This is a genomic window from Pseudomonas sp. TSO6 (assembly GCF_056098905.1).
Window position 1 is genome coordinate 1 of record NZ_JBLZWV010000003.1, and the last position, 18,369, is coordinate 18,369.

Genomic DNA, 18,369 nt, shown 5'->3' on the forward strand with positions numbered 1-18,369 from the left:
TCAGTAGTGAAACGATGCATCGCCGATGGTAGTGTGGGGTTTCCCCATGTGAGAGTAGGTCATCGTCAAGATTCATTTCGCAAAACCCCTATCTGCACATGCAGGTAGGGGTTTTGTCTTTAAGTAGGAACTACAGAGATTCGCAGGCACGTCCGAGGGACGGGCCAGCACACCGAATTTCTTGACGACCATAGAGCATTGGAACCACCTGATCCCATCCCGAACTCAGCAGTGAAACGATGCATCGCCGATGGTAGTGTGGGGTTTCCCCATGTGAGAGTAGGTCATCGTCAAGATTCAAACCCAAAGCCCCTGTCTGCAATGCAGACAGGGGCTTTGTCTTTTCCGGGCCTTCACTTTCAGCCCGATCGCGAAACAAGGTCGCTCCTACACGTACCGCGTATCAGCAACCACTTTCATTTCAGAACTGATAGCTGACCGTGGCGCTGACATTGCGTTCTTCACCCATGTAGCAGTAGTTCAGGCTGGCACATGAGGTAATGTAGCTTTCATTGGTAAGGTTGTTGGCGTTAAGGCGCACATCCACACCCTTGAGCCCAACCTTGCCCAGGTCATAGCCCAGCGAGGCGTCAAACAACGTGTAGGAAGGCACCTTCATGCTGTTCTCCGCATCTACCCAGCTGTAGCCCACATACCGCACCCCACCGCCCAGCCGCAGGCCATCCAGCGGCCCTTGGCGGAAATTGTAGTCAGCCCACAGCGAGAACATCTGTTTTGGTGCCTGGGTTGGCGAATTGCCTTTGTTGTCCAGGTTGCCCGACGTCAGGCTCGGCATCGACCTGGCATATTCGATATCGGTGAAGGTGTAGCCACCCAGCAGTTTGAGGCTGTCGGTCAGCTGCACATGTGCCTCTAGCTCCAGCCCTTGCGAGCGTACTTCACCTACCGGGCGATAGAAGTTTTCGTCAGGCTGCTTCGAGGCCAGGTTTTCCTGCTCGATGCGGAACACCGATGCGGTAAACAGGTTGTCGCTGCCCGGAGGCTGATACTTGATACCTGCTTCCCATTGAGTGCCCTCGGTCGGTGCCAGCGGGCGGCCTTCCTGGTCGGACACGGTGTTGGGATTGAACGACTCCGAGTAGCTGACATAGGGCGCAATGCCGTTCTCGAACAGGTAGAGCACCCCGGCCCGGGTGGTGAACTTGGAGCGCTGATCGCTGACCTTGGTGTCGCTGTCGCGATTCTCCTCCGACACCTTCACCCAGTCCTGGCGAAGCCCCAGGGAGAAGCGCCACTGGTCCAGCTCCACCAGGTCCTGCAGGTACACACCTGTTTGCTGCAAGCGCCGCTGGTAGCGGTTTTCGCCGAGTGCCTGAAGGTTGTCATTGCCGTACTGCGGGTTGCCGGCGTCCAGCGGGTCGACCGAGCCATAACGCCATGCGACATCGGCCTTGCGCCGCTGGTAGTCGGCGCCCATCAGCAGGGTGTGTTTGGCAGCGCCGGTGAAGAATTCCGCCTGCAGCATATTGTCGAGGATGTACGAATGCAGGCGCTCGTCGCCGCCGGTATAGGCGCGGTTGAGAATGTTCCTGTCGGCATCCGCCCAGCCGGCCGAGTACACCTGGTCCATGGACACGTCCGAATCCTGGTAACGGAAGTTCTGCCGCGCGGTGAACACATCGTTGAAGCGGTGCTCGAACTGGTAGCTGAACGACTGCTGGGTACGTTCGTAGTTGTCGATGCCCGGCTCGCCCTCGAAGAAGTGGTCTGACAAGCGCAAGCCATTGCGCTTGTGCAGCATGCCGTCGGCAGGGTTGCCACCGTGGTACCCGCCGTTAGGGTCGTGCTGCAGGTAAGCCTGAAGCGTGAGCGAGGTGTCTTCGGTGAAGTCGACGCTGATTGCCGGAGCGATGGTGTAGCGTTCTTCCTTGCTGTGGTCGAACTGGGTGTCGGACGCATCCGCCAGGCCTGTCAGGCGATAGGCGATGCGTTTGTCGTCATCTACAGGGCCGCTGAAGTCGAAACCCATGCCACGCTGGCCCTGGGTGCCGACCGTGGCTTGAACCTGATGGTAGGGGGTAAACAGCGGCTTCTTGGTGGTCAGGGCGACCAGGCCCCCTGGCGAGCTTCGCCCATACAGTACTGAAGATGGCCCCTTGAGAATATCGATGCGCTCAAGGAAGTACGGGTCTACCTGCATGGTGCTGTAGGTGCCGTTGTCGCCCATCGACTTGAGCCCATCGACGTAGATGTTATCCACAGAACCGTCGTTGAAGCCGCGCATGGCCACATAGTCGTAGCGATGGGTGGCACCGTAAGGGTTGGTCAGTACCCCAGGCGTGTAGCGCATGGCCTGGGCAACGGTCTGTGAGCCCTGGTCATCCATCTGCTGGCGAGTAACCACCGAGACGGATTGAGAGGTTTCCACCAACGGCGTGCTGGTCTTGGTCGCCACCTGGCTGTGGGTGGCGTTGTAACCCTCCATGCTGCCCAGCGCATTGCCGAGGGTGAACCCACGGATATCAGTGTCTGGTAATGACAGGGCGGCTTCCTGGGGCTGTGTCTGCAACACATAGCTACGTCCATCCTGGCTGACCGCTTCCAGGCCGCTGCCATTGAGCAGTCGGCGCAGCGCCTGGTCGGTAGCATACTGCCCCTGCAGGCCGTTCGATTGCAGGCCATCGGTGAGCTGAGGCGTACTTGACAGGGTAATGCCGGCCTGGCGAGCGAACTGATTGAGTACGTCGGCCAGTTGGCCCGCCGGAATTGCATAGCGATGGCTCACTTGGGCTGTTTCAGCCGCTGCGCAAAGTTGCGGAACAGCGGCCAGGCCCAAGGCAGTTCCAAACAGCGCAGCCCGGATGGCATGGCGCAAGCGTGCTGATTGCAGGACAGGTCGATAATCATTCAAGTTGAGAGTGTGGGTTAACACCGGGTTGATAGGCATGAAGGGTCCGTTGAAGTGTTGAGGGCAGAAGGGTTTGCTTACTGTCCTAGCCGGACCGGGATTGAAAACCCGCCAGAAATCGTCAAGGCCTCATCAGGCCATGCTTTCTACACGTACCCACCAGCGCGTACGTTGGCGAAGCCTTACGGGCAGCGTTTGCGGCAGCAACTGAAGCAGCTGCTCCGGGTCTTCGAGACGGAACACCCCGGAGAGGCGCAAATCGGCAATTTCGTCGCTGCAGCCCAGGTAACCGTGGCGATAACGGCTGACCTGCGCGAGGAGGTCGGACAGGCGCATGTCCTGGGTAACGATCAGCCCTTCAGTCCAGGCCATCGCGTCCATGTCCAGGTGCGCCAGCGGGTGAGCGCCTTGAGTATCCAGGCGCCAGTGCTGGCCGCCTTCAATCCACTGAAGGTGGCCATTGCCAGGCCGGTGGATCGCCACTTTGCCGTGGCTGACACTGACACGTGTGCAATCGTTGTCCTGGTAGGCCACAAAGCGCCCTGCGAAGCCTTCCAGCAGGGCGTCGCGGGTTTGTACCAGCACTGGATGCCCGGAGTTGCAGGTAATCATCAGCTCCCCCTGCTTCAGGCGGACCAGACGCTGCTGGTCATTGAAGGCCAGGTCCACGGCAGTGCGGGTATTGAGTTGCATCAGTGAGCCATCGGGCAGGGTGAAGACGCGTTGCTCACCGGTGCCGGTGGCATAGTCCGACGCCCACGCACTGGTAGCATCGAGGTCTTTGGCCAGCCATGTCGCCGATCCCACCATGACAACGCCGCCAAGCAGCTTCAGCGCTTGCCGGCGGTGCAGACGTTGCTGGCTGGTTTCAAGGGTTTGCAACGCCAACCCGGCACCGGGGACGCAGCGCAGGTCAAGGTCCTGATGCAGGTGCATCACCCGTTGCCAGGCCTGCTCATGTTCGTGGTGGGCACTGCGCCATTGCGCGCACTGTTGTTGCAGCGTCGGCTCATGCCCGCTCTCGCGCAACCGCAGCAGCCACTGGATGGCCTGTTTGACCGCTTTTGCATCAGGGCGTGCGGCAGTCATTGATTCAACACTCGTCTTCGTAGCGCAGCACATAGCATTGGTAGAGCGCATCGGCAATGTACCGCTCTACGGTACGCACCGAGATCCCCATCTGCTCGGCAATGGCCTGGTGCTTCAGCCCCTCGCATTGGGCCAGCAGGAAGGCGCGACGTACCTTGGGTTTGAGGCCGTCGAGCATGCGCGCGATACGCTCAAGCAATTCCAGCAGCAGCTCGCGGGTTTCGGCCGAGGGACACTGTGCTTGCGGCACATGGGCCAGCGCCTCCAGGTAGGCCCTGTGCAGTTCCTCGCGGCGCCAGTGATCTATGACCAGCCCACGCGCTACCGTGCGCAGGAACGCCCGAGGGGTGTTCAGCTGCAGGTGTTCGCGGCGTTGCAGCAAGCGGACGAAGGTGTCATGGGCCAGGTCTGCGGCATCGGCGGCATTGCCCAGCTTGCTGCGCAGCCAGGCGTATAACCAGCCGTGGTGGTCACTGTAGAGCGTTTGCACGGAGTCGTTGCTGGGCATAGTGGAGGGCGCTGGCATCAATGGACATGAATGATAATTAGTCTCATTGTTGGCGTGGCAGGGTCAATTTGCAACCCATCTGCTCGCGCCGCACGTAAAGCCAGTTACGGGCTAACGCGCCCGTTGCGCATCCAGATAATTGCGGATTACCAGCGCTCCGCTATTGAGGTGCCGGGCCAGCACGGCTACCGCCTCATCCACCAGCTTGTCGCTTGCCGCGTCTACCAGTGCGTTGTGATCGTCCTGGGTCAGCTTGCCCAGGCCCATGGATGAAAGATGAAAACGCAGGAAGCGCTCTTCTTCGTTCAGTTCGTTCTCAATCAGGCGCAGCAGCTTCCTGTTCGACGCCTTGCTGTACAGCGCCATGTGGAACAGACGGTTCAGGCGGCCGATTTCGGCGTGGCGTGTTTCGTTCTCCAGTTGCTGAATATAGCCACGGGCGCTGGCGATATCGCTGGCATCAAGCAGGGGGATCGACTGGCGCAGCGCTTCGCTCTCAAGCAGTACGCGCAGGGCATAGGTATCCACCGCATCTTCGTCAATCAACGGCGCAACCACCGCACCCTTGTGCATCTCCACTTTCAGCAGCGATTGCGCTTCAAGCTGGCGCAGGGCTTCGCGCACGGGCATGCGGCTGACGCCAAACAAGGTGGCGAGCTCTTGTTGTCGCACGGCGGTACCAGGGGGCAGGCGGCCATCGAGGATGGCGCTACGCAGGCGTTCTTCGATCACGGCACGGGCCTGGTTTGGCGACAGCTGCTCGCTGGCCAGCACATTGCTCAATTTGATTTTTTCGGCCACGCGACGTCTGCCTCAACGATGACTAAAGTTGGATCCAATGACACTAGTTACAGCTTATGGGAGTTGTCAAACCAAGGCCCACATTGGCACGGGCGCCCCAAAAGCGCGGCTATGGTGGATGAAGTCGCCTGTCAAAGGAAGCAGGCTATAGAAGGATATAAACAGAAAGTGTAGGCGGGCTGACAGGCGGATGCATGATTGCAGGGTGCCATTGTTTTTTGCAGTGGCAAGCCGCACCATCGCTGCTTTCGACTGGCCTGCACAGGGCTTGGCAGTGGCGATATCCTGGATGTTCAAAACCGTTGTGCGACGTGTCGCCTTTGCCGCGCTGCTGGGCAGTCTGCTGCTGGGCGGCTTGCACGCGGATTGGGATTTCTCCCAGATCAGCCGCAAGTCGCAAGCCTTGTATGGCCCTCTGGGTGCCGGGCAGGGCCGTATCGATGCCTGGCAGAACCTGATGGCCACGCAAAAGCAGGGTACAGAGCTTGAGCAGCTGCAAGTGGTCAACCGGTTTTTCAACCAGCAATTGCGCTATGTCGAGGATATAGACCTGTGGCATGAGGTCGACTACTGGGCCACACCGGTGCAGGCACTGATCAAAGGTGCCGGGGACTGCGAGGACTACGCCATCGCCAAGTATTTCAGCCTGCGGCGCATGGGCATCCCCAGCGAAAAACTGCGCATCACCTACGTCAAGGCGTTGCGGCAGAATCGCGCGCACATGGTCCTGACTTATTATTCAAACCCACAGGCCCAGCCTTTGGTGCTCGACAGCCTCATGGATGCCATCAAGCCGGCAAGCCAACGTGCCGACCTGCTGCCGGTGTATGCCTTCAATGGCGAGGGGTTGTGGTTGACGGGCGCCGCAGGCAACAAGAAGGTCGGCGACACCAAGCGGCTGTCACGCTGGCAGGATTTGCTGAAGAAAATGCAGGCCGAAGGGTTCCCGGCCGAGCCGGTTTACTGAAGGAGCACAGATGTCACTGTTCAAACAATTGCTGTTGGCCATTTGCCTGTTCCTGGTGGTCGCCTTCAGTGGCAGTTTCATGGTCAGCCTGGAAAGCTCGCGCAGCCAGTACGTCAACCAGCTGCGCTCGCACGCCCAGGATGCAGCGACCGCCCTGGCGCTGTCGCTGACGCCGAATATCGACGACCCGGCGATGGTCGAGCTGATGGTCAGCTCGATCTTCGACAGTGGTTACTATGCAAGCATCAAGGTGGTCGACCTGGCCTCCAATGCCGTGTTGGTGGAGCGCCACGCCGAGCCGGACCCTGGCGGAGTACCAGCCTGGTTCGTGCACTTGATCGGCCTTGAGGCCGCCGGTGGCGACGCCATTGTCAGCCGCGGCTGGCAGCAGGCCGCGCGGGTAGAAGTGATCAGCCACCCCATGTTTGCCATTGCCAAACTCTGGCAAAGCGCCCTGGGCAGCTTGGGCTGGTTGCTGCTATGCGGTGCAGCCAGTGCCGTGCTCGGCGCCTTGCTGTTGCGCCGCCAGTTGCGGCCGCTGGACTACATGGTTGAGCAATCCCACGCCATTGCGCGCCGCGAGTTCCTCAGCCTGCCGGATTTGCCGCGCACACCGGAGCTGCGCCGTGTGGTCCAGGCGATGAACCAGATGGTCGAGAAGCTCAAGGCGTTGTTCACCGAGCAGGCCGAGCGCAGCGAACGGCTGCGTGCGGAGTCCTACCAGGACAGCCTCACCGGGCTATCGAACCGCCGCTATTTCGAAATGCAGCTGAACACCCGGGTAAGCAACCTGGAGGACGCGCGCGCCGGCTACTTGCTGTTACTGCGTGTCCAAGGGTTGGCGGGGCTGAACGCACGCCTTGGCGGCCAGCGTACCGACCAGTTGCTGCAGGCCGTGGGTGAGCAGTTGCGCCGTACCTGTGCCAGCTTCCCGGAAACCAACGACCTGATTTCCCGCAGCCGCGGTGGCGAGTTCGCTGTGCTGGCGCCGGGCATGGTGCATGAAGAGGCAGTACACCTTGCCCAGGCACTGGAAGCGACGCTGCAAAGCCTGCATGAGACCGGTGCCAGTGATATCGACCCGGTGGCCTGTATCGGCCTCGCGCCGTTCAGCCCCGGTGATTCTCCACAGGCTTTGCTGAAGCTCGCCGATGAGGCCCTGGCCCGTGCCGAAAACCAGCCAACGCCGGGGTGGGTGTGCCTTGAACAAGGTGTGGCCGCCGTTGCTGCCGATAGCCAGCACGCCTGGCACGAGCGGCTCGATCAGGCGTTCAAAAATGGGCATTTCGAGCTGTTCTTCCAGCCGGTGGTGGATTGCACTTCGGTGCAACGGGTACTGCATCACAAAGTGATTTCGCGCTTGCAGGATGGCCAGGGCGAGGCACTGCCGGCGGGTCGCTTCCTGCCCTGGCTGGAGCGCTTCGGCTGGATGCCGCGGCTGGACGTGCTGGTGCTGGAGAAAGTATTGGCGCACCTGCGTGGGCATGACCAGGTGCTGGCGCTGAACCTGTCCGCCGCTACATTGGCCGACCCCAAGGCCCTGCACCGCATCTTTGAACTGCTCGGCCAGAATGCGGCGCTCGGCCCGCGGCTGGTTTTTGAAATTGGCGAGGAGCAGTTGCCTGAGCAGACGGCTCTGGAGCAACTCACCCGGCGCCTGCACGGGCTGGGTTTTGGCTTGGCGCTGCAGCGCTTTGGCGGGCGCTTCAGCATGATCGGCAACCTGGCCCACCTGGGCTTGGCGTACCTGAAAATTGACGGCAGCTACATCCGCAACATCGACCATGAGCAGCACAAGCGGCTGTTCATCGAGGCGATCCAGCGTGCAGCGCACAGCATCGACTTGCCGCTGATTGCCGAGCGGGTCGAGACAGAAGGGGAGCGGCGGGTGCTGCAGGAGATGGGGGTAGGCGGGATACAGGGCCAGCTGGTAGGTGAACCTGCGCCCTGGAGCTGAGTTCTCGTACTGGCAGTTCCGGCCTTATCGCCGGCAAGCCAGCTCCCACAGGTACTGCACCGACTTCAAAGCCAGTGCGGTACCTGTGGGAGCTGGCTTGTCGGCGATAGGGCCAGAGGAGCCACTAGAAAGCAGTGGCCAAACTCATCAGCGCTCGCGCAGCGCCTCCGAACGCGCCTTCATGATCGGCTTGAGCAAGTAGCTCATGATGGTCTTCTTGCCGGTCATGATATCCACCGTCGCCACCATCCCTGGGATGATCAGCAGCGGCTTCTCGTCAGTCCCCAGGTGGCTGCGGTCGGTGCGCAGCTTGATCAGGTAGTAGGTGGTCTTCTTGTCTTCGTCGGTGATGGTGTCAGCACCAATCTGCTCCAGCTTGGCCTTGAGCCCACCGTAGATGGTGTAGTCGTAGGCCGTGAACTTGACGGTCGCCTCCTGGCCAGGGTGCAGGAAAGCGATGTCCTTGGGCAGGATCTTCGCTTCGATGACCAGCGTGTCGTCCAGTGGTACCACTTCAATGATATCGCTGCCAGGCTGGATCACCCCACCAATGGTATTGACCAGCATCTGCTTGACGATACCGCGTACAGGCGAAGTGACCATGGTGCGGTGCACCCGATCGTCCAGAGCCTTGCTGGTGGCTGTGGCCTTGTTCAGCTCGGTGCGCGCCTCGTTCAGCTGGGTCAGCGCTTCACTGCGGAATTTGCCTCGGGTTTCCTCGATCTTGCTCTGTACCTCGCGTATGGCCGCCTCGGCACGCGGGATGGCCAGCGCAGTGGAGTCCAGCTGGCCACGGTTCTCCACTTCGGCACGGCGCAGGCGCAGCACTTCGACCTGGGAGATTGCGCCAGTTGCCACCAGCGGTTCTGACATGCCGATTTCCTTGCGCAGCAACTCCAGGCTGTTGGCGTACTGGGCGCGTTTGGAGCTGTATTCACGCAGCTCTTGCTGGCGCTGAACCAGCTGCTGCTGCAGGCCGCCAATTTCGTCCTGCAGTTGCTGGCGCCGGCTCTGGTACAGCGACTCTTCACTGGCCGCCTGGCTTGGCGCGGCTTTGCGCAGTTCTTCGTCGATCTTCAGCGGGCGGTCCTCTACCTCGGCACTGAGGCGTTCGACCCGCAGGGCCATGGATTGGCGGTCAGCCTCGGTCTCACCAACGTTGGAGGCGAAGCGGGTTTCATCCAGGCGCAGCAATGGCTGGCCAATTTCGACAATCTGCCCTTCCTTGGCGAAGATTTCGGCGACGATACCGCCCTCCAGGTTCTGGATCTTCTGCACCTTGGACGACGGAATGGCCTTGCCTTCACCTCGCGTGACCTCGTCGATGGGGGCGACGCTGGCCCACACGATCAAGAACACGAAGAACAGGATCACGCCCCAGATGGTCAGCCGCACAACCCGCGGTGCATCTTCGATCAGGGCCTTGTTGACCTCTGGCAGCGGCTGGCCGCCCAGTGAGTCGGAACCTTTGAAGTAGCGCCGCAGGCCATCCTTGAATTGCCCCATATCCAGCTTATGCAACACTGATCTGCCCCTTCTTCAGCGCATCCATGACCGCGGCTTTCGGGCCGTCGGCGACAATCTGCCCGCGATCGATCACGATCAGCCGGTCCACCAGGGATAGCAGCGAGGCACGGTGCGTGACCAACAGTACCGTCTTGCCTTCCACCACCGCTTGCAGGCGCTGCTTGAGACGCTCCTCGCCGGTGTTGTCCATGGCACTGGTCGGCTCGTCCAGCAACAGGATTTGCGGGTTGAGCAGCAGCGCGCGGCCCAGCGCCACGTTCTGCCGCTGGCCGCCGGACAGGTTCTGCCCGCGTTCACCCACTTGCAGCTCGTAACCGTCCGGGTGCAAACGGGCAAATTCATGCACACCCGCCAGCTCGGCGGCCTGCAGGATCAGTTCGTCCTCGATGTAACGGGCACCGCTGACCAGGTTGTCGCGCAGGGTACCAGCCAACAGCTGGATGTCCTGCGGTACATAGCCGATGTTGTGGCGCAGTTCGCTGACGTCGATCTGGCGAATGTCCACGCCATCGACCAGCAGCGAGCCGCCATCGGCCTCGTACAGGCCGACGATGAGCTTGGCCAGCGAGCTCTTGCCCGAGCCACTGCGCCCGATGATGCCGACTTTTTCGCCGGGGCGGATGGTCAGGTTGATGTTCTTCAGCGCCAGGTTCTGCTGGTTCGGGTAGGTGAAATCAACCCCGCGGAACTCGACACTACCCTGCAGTACCTTGCGGCTCAGCGGGCGCTCCTCGAAGTTGCGCTCTTGCGGCAGTTCCATCATGTGGTCTGTGGCCACCATGGTGACCTTGGCTTGCTGGTAGCGGGCAAGCAAGCCGTTGAGCGAGGCCAGTGGCCCGAGCGCCCGACCGCTAAGCATGTAGCACGCCACCAGACCGCCCATGCTCAAGTTGCCGTCGATGATCAGGTACACGCCGACGCAGATCATTGCAACGCCAGCCAGCTGCTGGATGAGCATGGTGATGTTCATCGCCAGGCTCGATAGCACCTTCACGCGCAATTCCAGGCGGCTGAGGGTGCCGAGGGTCTGCTCCCACATGTACTGGCGTTCGCTTTCGGCGTTGTTGACCTTTACCGCATCCAGGCCGGCCAGGGTTTCGATCAGGCTGGACTGGCGTTCGGAGGCCAGGGCCATGGTCCGCTCCATGGTCGCCATCAGCGGCCGTTGCAAGGCATAGCCGATGCCCAGGGCCAGCGGGAAGGCAATGATCGGGATCCACACCAGGTGCCCGCCAATGATGGCGATGACGATCAGGATAAGAATGGTGAACGGCAGGTCGATCAGGCTGGTCAGGGTCAATGAGGCGAGGAAGTCGCGCAGGCCCTGGAACTCGTGAATATTCTGGGCAAAGCTGCCGACCCTGGCCGGGCGGTACTTCATCGACATGCCGACGATGCGCTCGAACAGCGTCGCCGAGATGATCAGGTCGGTCTTCTTGCCGGCCAGGTCTAGGCAAAGGCCTCGCAGCCCCTTGAGGATCAGGTCGAAGATGTAGGCGCCGGCGATACCGATGGCCAGCACCCAGAGCGTTGACGTTGCCTGGTTGGGCACCACACGGTCATACACGTTCATCACAAACAGCGGCGCAGCCAGGGCGATCAGGTTGATCACCAGGCTGGCGGCGATGGCGTCGATATACAGCCATTTGCTGCGCAGCAGGGTATCGCGGAACCACGACTTTGCCCGCGGGATGAGGTTGCCGTGGTTGACGTCGAACTTGTGCTGCGGCTGGGCGAAGAACACCCTGCCGCTATAGTCGCTTTGCAGGGCTTCGCGGCTGACATGCACCTCGCCGCCGTCGCTCTCACTGAGCAACAGGCGCGCGGTATCTTCGTTCTCCCAGCCCAGCAGGACGGCACTGCGGCCTTCCTTCAGCAGTAGCATCGCCGGCATGGCGATGCTCGGGATCTGCTCCAGCTTGCGCTGCAGCAGACGCCCTTGCAGGCCGGCCCGGGCGGCGGCACGGGGCAGCAGCTCAGGGCTCAGGCGCTGGGCGGGCAGCGGCAGGCCGGTGGTCAGCATGACCCGGCTGGCGGGTTTCTGGTGCAGGACACACAGGCTCAGCAGGCTATCCAGCAAGGGATCGTCATGCTGACTGCGTGGATCATGGCTGAGTTGGACTCGACTGACTTCAGATTCCACGCGGCGCTCTCTTCATCCTTGTGGTGGGTGGGGTGGGTGTGCCGCCGTTAAGGTCTGGCCGGCTCGCCCTGGCGTTCAATGGTGCTGCAAAGCGGTGTAGGTAGGGGCTACGACGCCCTTATGGCTGAGCAGACGGCCAATGGTCGCCTCGAATCGATACTGAGTAAACAATTGTACGTCGTTCATTGCTACCAGACTGCCCCGGGCAGTGGGTGTTTCATTTTTGATCCGGTGTGGGTACAGGTTGAAGCACTTTCAGCAGCATAGCCTGCCCGCCAGACAGTGAGTGGGCCGCCTATGATCGATCTTTGTCTTCGTCATTTAATGGGCGCTGATTTGTTGACGGTTTTAAAAGTGCTGATCGTTAAAATTCATCGTACAAAGTCTGCTTGCACGCTTGGCGCTGGTTCAGAAATCGTCAAGGGTTTGCCATCATCGCCGTGTCAGTATCTGCGCAATCGTTCTCTATCTGTCTGATCTGCGATAAAGCATTGTTGCAGGCCGGGCGCTGTAAAAGGCTGGCGTTGGCTCGAACCCTATACAGCCCCCATGTTGCCTCGTTTTGACGCCCCGGCCTGTCCGGTTTCAGGCAAGGTTTGTGCTTGTAGGGAGTTAGCAGCCTCGGGCGCGAAAGTAATCTGAAAATTGACGCGTGCACGTTTGACGGTTGCCGAGGGGCGGCTGTTCTGTAGCATTAAATGCCGATGTCCAGGCGTTAAAAACGTTGCTGGAACTAGCGTTGAGCACGCTTTCGATGATGTACGACATTTGTCCTCAATGAACGGTTGGCTAAGGTACAAATATCAATGTGACATTACATTGCCGATTGTTTAGGATGGCCTCTATAAGGTCAATAGTTTGGCATTTAAGTAATTCCAAATAGTTATAGACGAAAAATTGACGCAATAAAGCGTCAAGAGATCATCGACATAGTTCCGCCTGCAGTGGCTTGCGAGTGCCGCTCTGGCATGGAAGTACCCATAGGGTCACACGGAGAGTCCAATGAGCAGCGTTGTAGCCATCGTCAAAAGCATTGTCGGCCAGGTTATTGCGGTATCCCCAGAGGGCATTCGTCGTGTGCTCATCGAAGGGGACCGCCTGCTGGCAGGTGAGGAAGTGCTCACTGGCCCGGGCGGCGCAGTTACTTTGGAGCTGGCCGATGGCCGTCTGCTTGACCTGGGCCGCGACAGCCAGTGGAGCGCCGATGCGCCTGACAGCAGCACCGACCTGAGCCAGGCGACCGCACAGGCCGCGCCGTCGGTAGAAGAGCTGCAACAGGCGATCGCGGCCGGTGTCGACCCGACTACCGAGCTTGAAGCCACCGCAGCCGGCCCGTCCGCAGCGGGCGGCGGCGGCGCGCTTGGCGGTGGTCACAGCTTCGTGATGCTCGAAGAAACCGCGGGTCGGGTCGATGCTACCGTTGGCTTCCCGACGGAAGGGCTGGGCTTTGCTACCGTGCTCGACAGCGAAGAGGTTGGCTTGCTGGATACCACCAGCAATAACCAAGTGACTACGCCGACGATCGACACCAACGTTGCTACCGACCTGATTCTTGGCGCCACTCCTTCCATCAGCGAAGCGGGTGGCGTAATCGTCTATACCGCCACGGTTGGCCAGGCGCCGACCACCAACCTGGTCGTCACCCTGTCCAACGGTGCCGTTATCGTCATCCCGGCAGGGCAGACCAGCGGCAGCGTCAATGTCGTGGTCCCGGCAAATGACACGCCTTATATCGACGGTGGCCAGATCTCGGCAACTGTAACGGGTACCACGGGCGGCAACGGCCTGACGGTGACGGTGCCGCAAACGCCGGCAGTCACCCAGGTTACCGATACCATCGACACCACCACTGCGACGCTGACGGCGAATCCGTCGGTGACCGAAGGTGGCGTGATCACCTACACCGTGACCCTGAGCAACCCTGCCCAGACGCCGGTGACTGTGACCTTGTCCAATGGGCAGGTAATCACCATCGAGGCTGGCAAGACCCAGGGCAGTGTCGACTTCCAGACGCCGGCGAACGACGTCTACAACAACGGTTCGACCGTCAGCACCACGATCACCGGCGCTACCGGTGGCAACTTCGAGCAACTGACGCCGAACCCTGCACCGGCTGAGACGGTAATCAGTGACTCGGTCGATAACACGACCGCCACTCTGACTGCTTCGCCGAGCGTCACTGAAGGCGGCGTGATTACCTACACCGTGACCTTGAGCAACCCTGCCCAGACTCCGGTGACTGTGACCCTGTCCAACGGCCAGACCATCACCGTTGAGGCCGGCAAAACCCAGGGCAGCGTTGATTTCCAGACCCCGGCGAACGACGTCTACAACAACGGCTCGACCGTCAACGTCACCATCGAAAACGCCACCGGCGGCAACTTCGAGCAACTGACGCCGAATCCGACTCCGGCTCAGACCACGATCAACGATTCGGTAGACACCACCACCGCAACCCTGACGGCGAGCCCGTCGGTGACCGAAGGTGGCGTAATTACCTACACCGTGACCCTGAGCAACCCTGCCCAGACGCCGGTGACTGTGACACTGTCCAACGGCCAGACCATCACCGTTGAGGCCGGCAAAACCCAGGGCAGCGTTGATTTCCAGACCCCGGCGAACGACGTCTACAACAACGGCTCGACCGTCAGCGTCACCATCGAAAACGCCACCGGCGGCAACTTCGAGCAGCTGACCCCGAACCCGACCCCGGCTCAGACCACGATCAACGATTCGGTCGATAACACCACTGCGACCCTGACCGCTTCGCCAAGCGTCACTGAAGGTGGCGTAATCACCTACACCGTGACCTTGAGCAACCCTGCCCAGACTCCGGTGACAGTGACCCTGTCCAACGGCCAGACCATCACCGTTGAGGCCGGCAAAACCCAGGGCAGTGTCGACTTCCAGACCCCGGCGAACGACGTCTACAACAACGGCTCGACCGTCAGCGTCACCATCGAAAACGCCACCGGCGGCAACTTCGAGCAGCTGACCCCGAACCCGACCCCGGCTCAGACCACGATCAACGATTCGGTCGACACCACCACTGCGACTTTGACTGCTTCGCCAAGCGTTACTGAAGGTGGCGTGATCACCTACACCGTGACCCTGAGCAACCCTGCCCAGACGCCGGTAACCGTGACCCTGTCCAACGGCCAGACCATTACCGTTGAAGCCGGCAAAACCCAGGGCAGTGTCGACTTCCAGACCCCGGCGAACGACGTCTACAACAACGGCTCGACCGTCAGCGTCACCATCGAGAACGCCACTGGCGGTAACTTCGAGCAACTGACCCCGAATCCGACTCCAGCTTCGACTGTCATCAATGACAGCGTCGATACCGTCACCGTAAGCATCGTCAGCAATGGCAATGTGACCGAAGACCAGCAACCTTCCTTTACTGTGAAAGTAAGCCAGGCGCTGGACCGTCCGTTGACCGTCACTCTGTCGAACGGCGACACCGTGACGATCGAAGCCGGTAAGACCGAAGTCGAGTACAAGACCCCGGCTCAGGGTGATGACGTCTATCACGACGCTGGCTCCATCACCCTCAGCGTTACCGACGCTACCGTTCCAGGTGCCACTTTCGAGAAGCTGGCCTTGGGTGGCCCGGCTACCGTTGAGATCTCGGACACTATCAGTGAAGTTGTGGCTAAGCTGACCGCCACCCCTTCGGTGACCGAAGGCGGCGAGATCACCTACACCATCACCCTGACCAACAAAGACGGTCTGCCGATCAACAACCATGGCGCCCTGACCTTCACGCTGAGCGACGGTAAAACCGTCATCACCGTACCGGCCAACGGCACTACTGGTTCGATCACTGTTACTGCTCCGGACAACGTTTACGTTGGCAGCAACACCCCGGTGGTACAGTCGATCGCAACTGTTGCTGGCGCTGATGTCGGCAAGTTCGAGCAACTGACCCTGGACAAAACCCCGGTCAGCACCACCGTTACTGATGAGCCAGGCACTCCGGGCAACGAAGGCGACCTGGTCAAGGTTACCATCACGGCCGACCAGACTTCGGTGGCGGAAAACGTCAAACCGACGTTCACCGTGCACATCAACCAGCCGCTGGACCACGACCTGGTCGTGACCCTGAGCAACAACGCCCAGGTCACCATCAAGGCCGGCGAAACCAGCGCGCCGTACACCCACGACGCGCAGGGCGATGACGTCTACAAAGACTCCGGCGAAATCAGCCTGGGCATCAATTCGGCTGTAGACGCCACCGGCGCTACTTTCGAAAACCTGCAACTGGGCGGTGCCGCTACCGTTCAAGTGACCGACACCGTCGACGAGGTTGTGGCCAAGTTGACTGCGACGCCTTCGGTCACCGAAGGCGGCGAGATCACCTACACGATCACGCTAACCAACAAAGACGGCCTGCCGATCAACAACCACGCAGAGCTGTACTTCAAGCTGACCGATGGCACCACTGTCATCGTGCCCGCGAACAGCACCACCGGCTCGGCCACTGCAACCGCTCCGGATAACGTCTATGTTGGTGCTAACCAGCCGGTAGTTAACGCTATCGATGCCGTCAGCGGCGCGGATGCGTGGAAGTTTGAAAACCTGAATCTGGACAAGACTCCGGTCAGCACCCAGGTTACCGACGAGCCAGGTACTCCTGGCAACCCAGGCGGGAACAACGAAGGCGATATCGTCAAGGTCACCATCACTGCTGACCAGGTATCGGTTGCCGAGAACGTCAAACCGACCTTCACCGTGCACATCAACACCGCCCTGGCCCACGACCTGGTCGTGACCTTGAGCAACAACGCTCAGGTCACCATCAAGGCCGGCGAAACCAGCGCGCCGTACGAGCACGCTGCGCAGGGCGATGACGTCTACCAGGACGCCGGCGAAATTTCCCTCGGCATCAAGTCGGCGGTGGACGCCACCGGCGCTGCCTTCGAGAACCTGCAGTTGGGCGGTGACGCTTCGGTCAAGGTGACCGACACCATCGACGAAGTGGTAGCCAAGCTGACCGCGACGCCTTCGGTTACCGAAGGTGGCGAGATCACCTACACCATCACGCTGACCAACAAAGACGGCCTGCCGATCAACAACCATTCGGAGCTGTATTTCAAGCTGACCGATGGCACCACTGTTGTCGTCGCGGCCAACAGCACCACTGGCTCGGCCACTGCAACTGCGCCGGATAACGTCTATGTCGGGACTAACCAGCCGGTGGTCAATGCCATCGACGCCGTCAGCGGCGCGGACGCGTGGAAGTTTGAAAACCTGAACCTGGACAAGACCCCGGTCAGCACCCAGGTTACTGACGAGCCAGGCACCCCAGGCAACGAAGGCGACCTGGTCAAGGTCACCATCACTGCCGACCAGACTTCGGTCGCCGAGAACGTCAAACCGACGTTCACCGTACACGTCAACCAACCGCTGGACCACGACCTGGTCGTGACCCTGAGCAACAACGTGCAGGTCACCATCAAGGCGGGCGACACCAGCGCGCCATACGAGCACGTTGCACAAGGCGATGACGTTTACAATGACGCTGGCCAGATCAGCCTGGGCATCAATTCGGCTGTAGACGCCACCGGCGCTACCTTCGAGAACCTGCAACTGGGCGGTGCCGCTACCGTTCAAGTGACCGATACCACCGACGAAGTCGTGGCGAAGCTGACCGCGACCCCTTCGGTTACCGAAGGCGGCGAGATCACCTACACCATCACGCTGACCAACAAAGACGGTCTGCCGATCAACAACCATGGCGCCCTGACCTTCACGCTGAGCGACGGTAAAACCGTCATCACCGTACCGGCCAATGGCACTACTGGTTCGATCACTGTCACTGCTCCGGACAATGTTTACGTTGGCAGCAACACCCCGGTGGTACAGTCGATCGCGACCGTTGCGGGCGCTGACGTCGGCAAGTTCGAGCAACTGACCCTGGACAAAACCCCGGTCAGCACCACCGTTACTGACGAGCCAGGCACTCCGGGCAACGAAGGCGACCTGGTCAAGGTCACCATCACTGCCGACCAGACTTCGGTAGCCGAGAACGTCAAACCGACGTTCACCGTGCACATCAACACCGCCCTGGCCCACGACCTGGTCGTGACCCTGAGCAACAATGCCCAGGTCACCATCAAGGCTGGCGACACCAGCGCGCCTTACGAGCATGCTGCACAAGGTGACGACGTCTACAAAGATGCTGGCGAGATCAGCTTGGGCATCAAGTCCGCTCTGGACGTTGACGGTCGTACCTTCGAAAACCTGGAGCTGGGCGGCGCTGCGAAAGTGGATGTCACCGACACCACCGACGAAGTGATCGCGAAGCTGACCGCAAGCCAGTCGGTTACGGAAGGCGGCGAGATCACCTACACCATCACGCTGACCAACAAAGACGGCCTGCCGATCAACAACCATTCGGAGCTGTACTTCAAGCTGACCGATGGCACGACGGTTGTTGTGGCTGCCAACAGCACCACTGGCTCGGCCACTGCAACTGCGCCGGATAACGTCTATGTTGGCGCTA

9 protein-coding genes and 1 rRNA gene are annotated in these 18,369 nt (G+C 60.5%); 4 read left to right on the forward strand and 6 right to left on the reverse strand.

The annotated features are described in order from the left end of the window. Positions 1-180: 180 nt before the first annotated feature. Positions 181-296: ribosomal RNA gene (rrf, locus tag ACN6NG_RS00500) — 5S ribosomal RNA — on the forward strand. A gap of 125 nt (positions 297-421) precedes the next feature. On the opposite strand, the gene ACN6NG_RS00505 is transcribed toward rrf, so the two are convergent. From ACN6NG_RS00505 to ACN6NG_RS00520, 4 genes are all read right to left on the reverse strand, one after another. Further along, positions 422-2,836, reverse strand: a complete 2,415-nt coding sequence (locus ACN6NG_RS00505) for a TonB-dependent siderophore receptor (RefSeq protein WP_474312740.1) — start codon at positions 2,834-2,836, stop codon at positions 422-424. Between the two features lie 165 nt (positions 2,837-3,001). After that, positions 3,002-3,958, reverse strand: coding sequence for a FecR domain-containing protein (locus ACN6NG_RS00510; protein ID WP_474312735.1), 957 nt, complete (start codon positions 3,956-3,958; stop codon positions 3,002-3,004). Positions 3,959-3,962: 4 nt separating this feature from the next. Next, complete coding sequence (locus ACN6NG_RS00515; RefSeq protein WP_474312736.1) at positions 3,963-4,466, reverse strand: sigma-70 family RNA polymerase sigma factor; 504 nt, start codon at positions 4,464-4,466, stop codon at positions 3,963-3,965. A 111-nt stretch (positions 4,467-4,577) separates the two neighbouring features. After that, positions 4,578-5,267 (reverse strand): GntR family transcriptional regulator, encoded by a 690-nt coding sequence (locus ACN6NG_RS00520; RefSeq protein ID WP_063426244.1) that lies wholly within the window; start codon positions 5,265-5,267, stop codon positions 4,578-4,580. 205 nt (positions 5,268-5,472) lie between these two features. Here ACN6NG_RS00520 and lapG point away from each other — a divergent pair, with 205 nt between their 5' ends. Then, positions 5,473-6,234, forward strand: a complete 762-nt coding sequence (gene lapG / locus ACN6NG_RS00525; RefSeq protein WP_169725086.1) for a cysteine protease LapG — start codon at positions 5,473-5,475, stop codon at positions 6,232-6,234. Between the two features lie 10 nt (positions 6,235-6,244). Next, the gene (lapD, locus tag ACN6NG_RS00530; protein ID WP_474312737.1) at positions 6,245-8,191 is read left to right on the forward strand and encodes a cyclic di-GMP receptor LapD; all 1,947 of its coding nucleotides are present in this window, start codon (positions 6,245-6,247) and stop codon (positions 8,189-8,191) included. A 147-nt stretch (positions 8,192-8,338) separates the two neighbouring features. Here the strand turns inward: lapD and ACN6NG_RS00535 are convergent, their stop codons facing one another. Both ACN6NG_RS00535 and ACN6NG_RS00540 read right to left on the reverse strand, forming a co-directional pair. Continuing rightward, positions 8,339-9,697: an HlyD family type I secretion periplasmic adaptor subunit gene (locus tag ACN6NG_RS00535; RefSeq protein WP_169725173.1), complete on the reverse strand. Its 1,359-nt coding sequence runs from the start codon at positions 9,695-9,697 to the stop codon at positions 8,339-8,341. Between the two features lie 7 nt (positions 9,698-9,704). Then, on the reverse strand, positions 9,705-11,861 hold the full coding sequence (locus ACN6NG_RS00540; RefSeq protein ID WP_019471019.1) for a type I secretion system permease/ATPase: 2,157 nt from the start codon (positions 11,859-11,861) through the stop codon (positions 9,705-9,707). 1,002 nt (positions 11,862-12,863) lie between these two features. Here ACN6NG_RS00540 and ACN6NG_RS00545 point away from each other — a divergent pair. Continuing rightward, the coding region (locus ACN6NG_RS00545) for a retention module-containing protein (protein ID WP_474312738.1) at positions 12,864-18,369 on the forward strand (5,506 nt) is incomplete at its 3' end.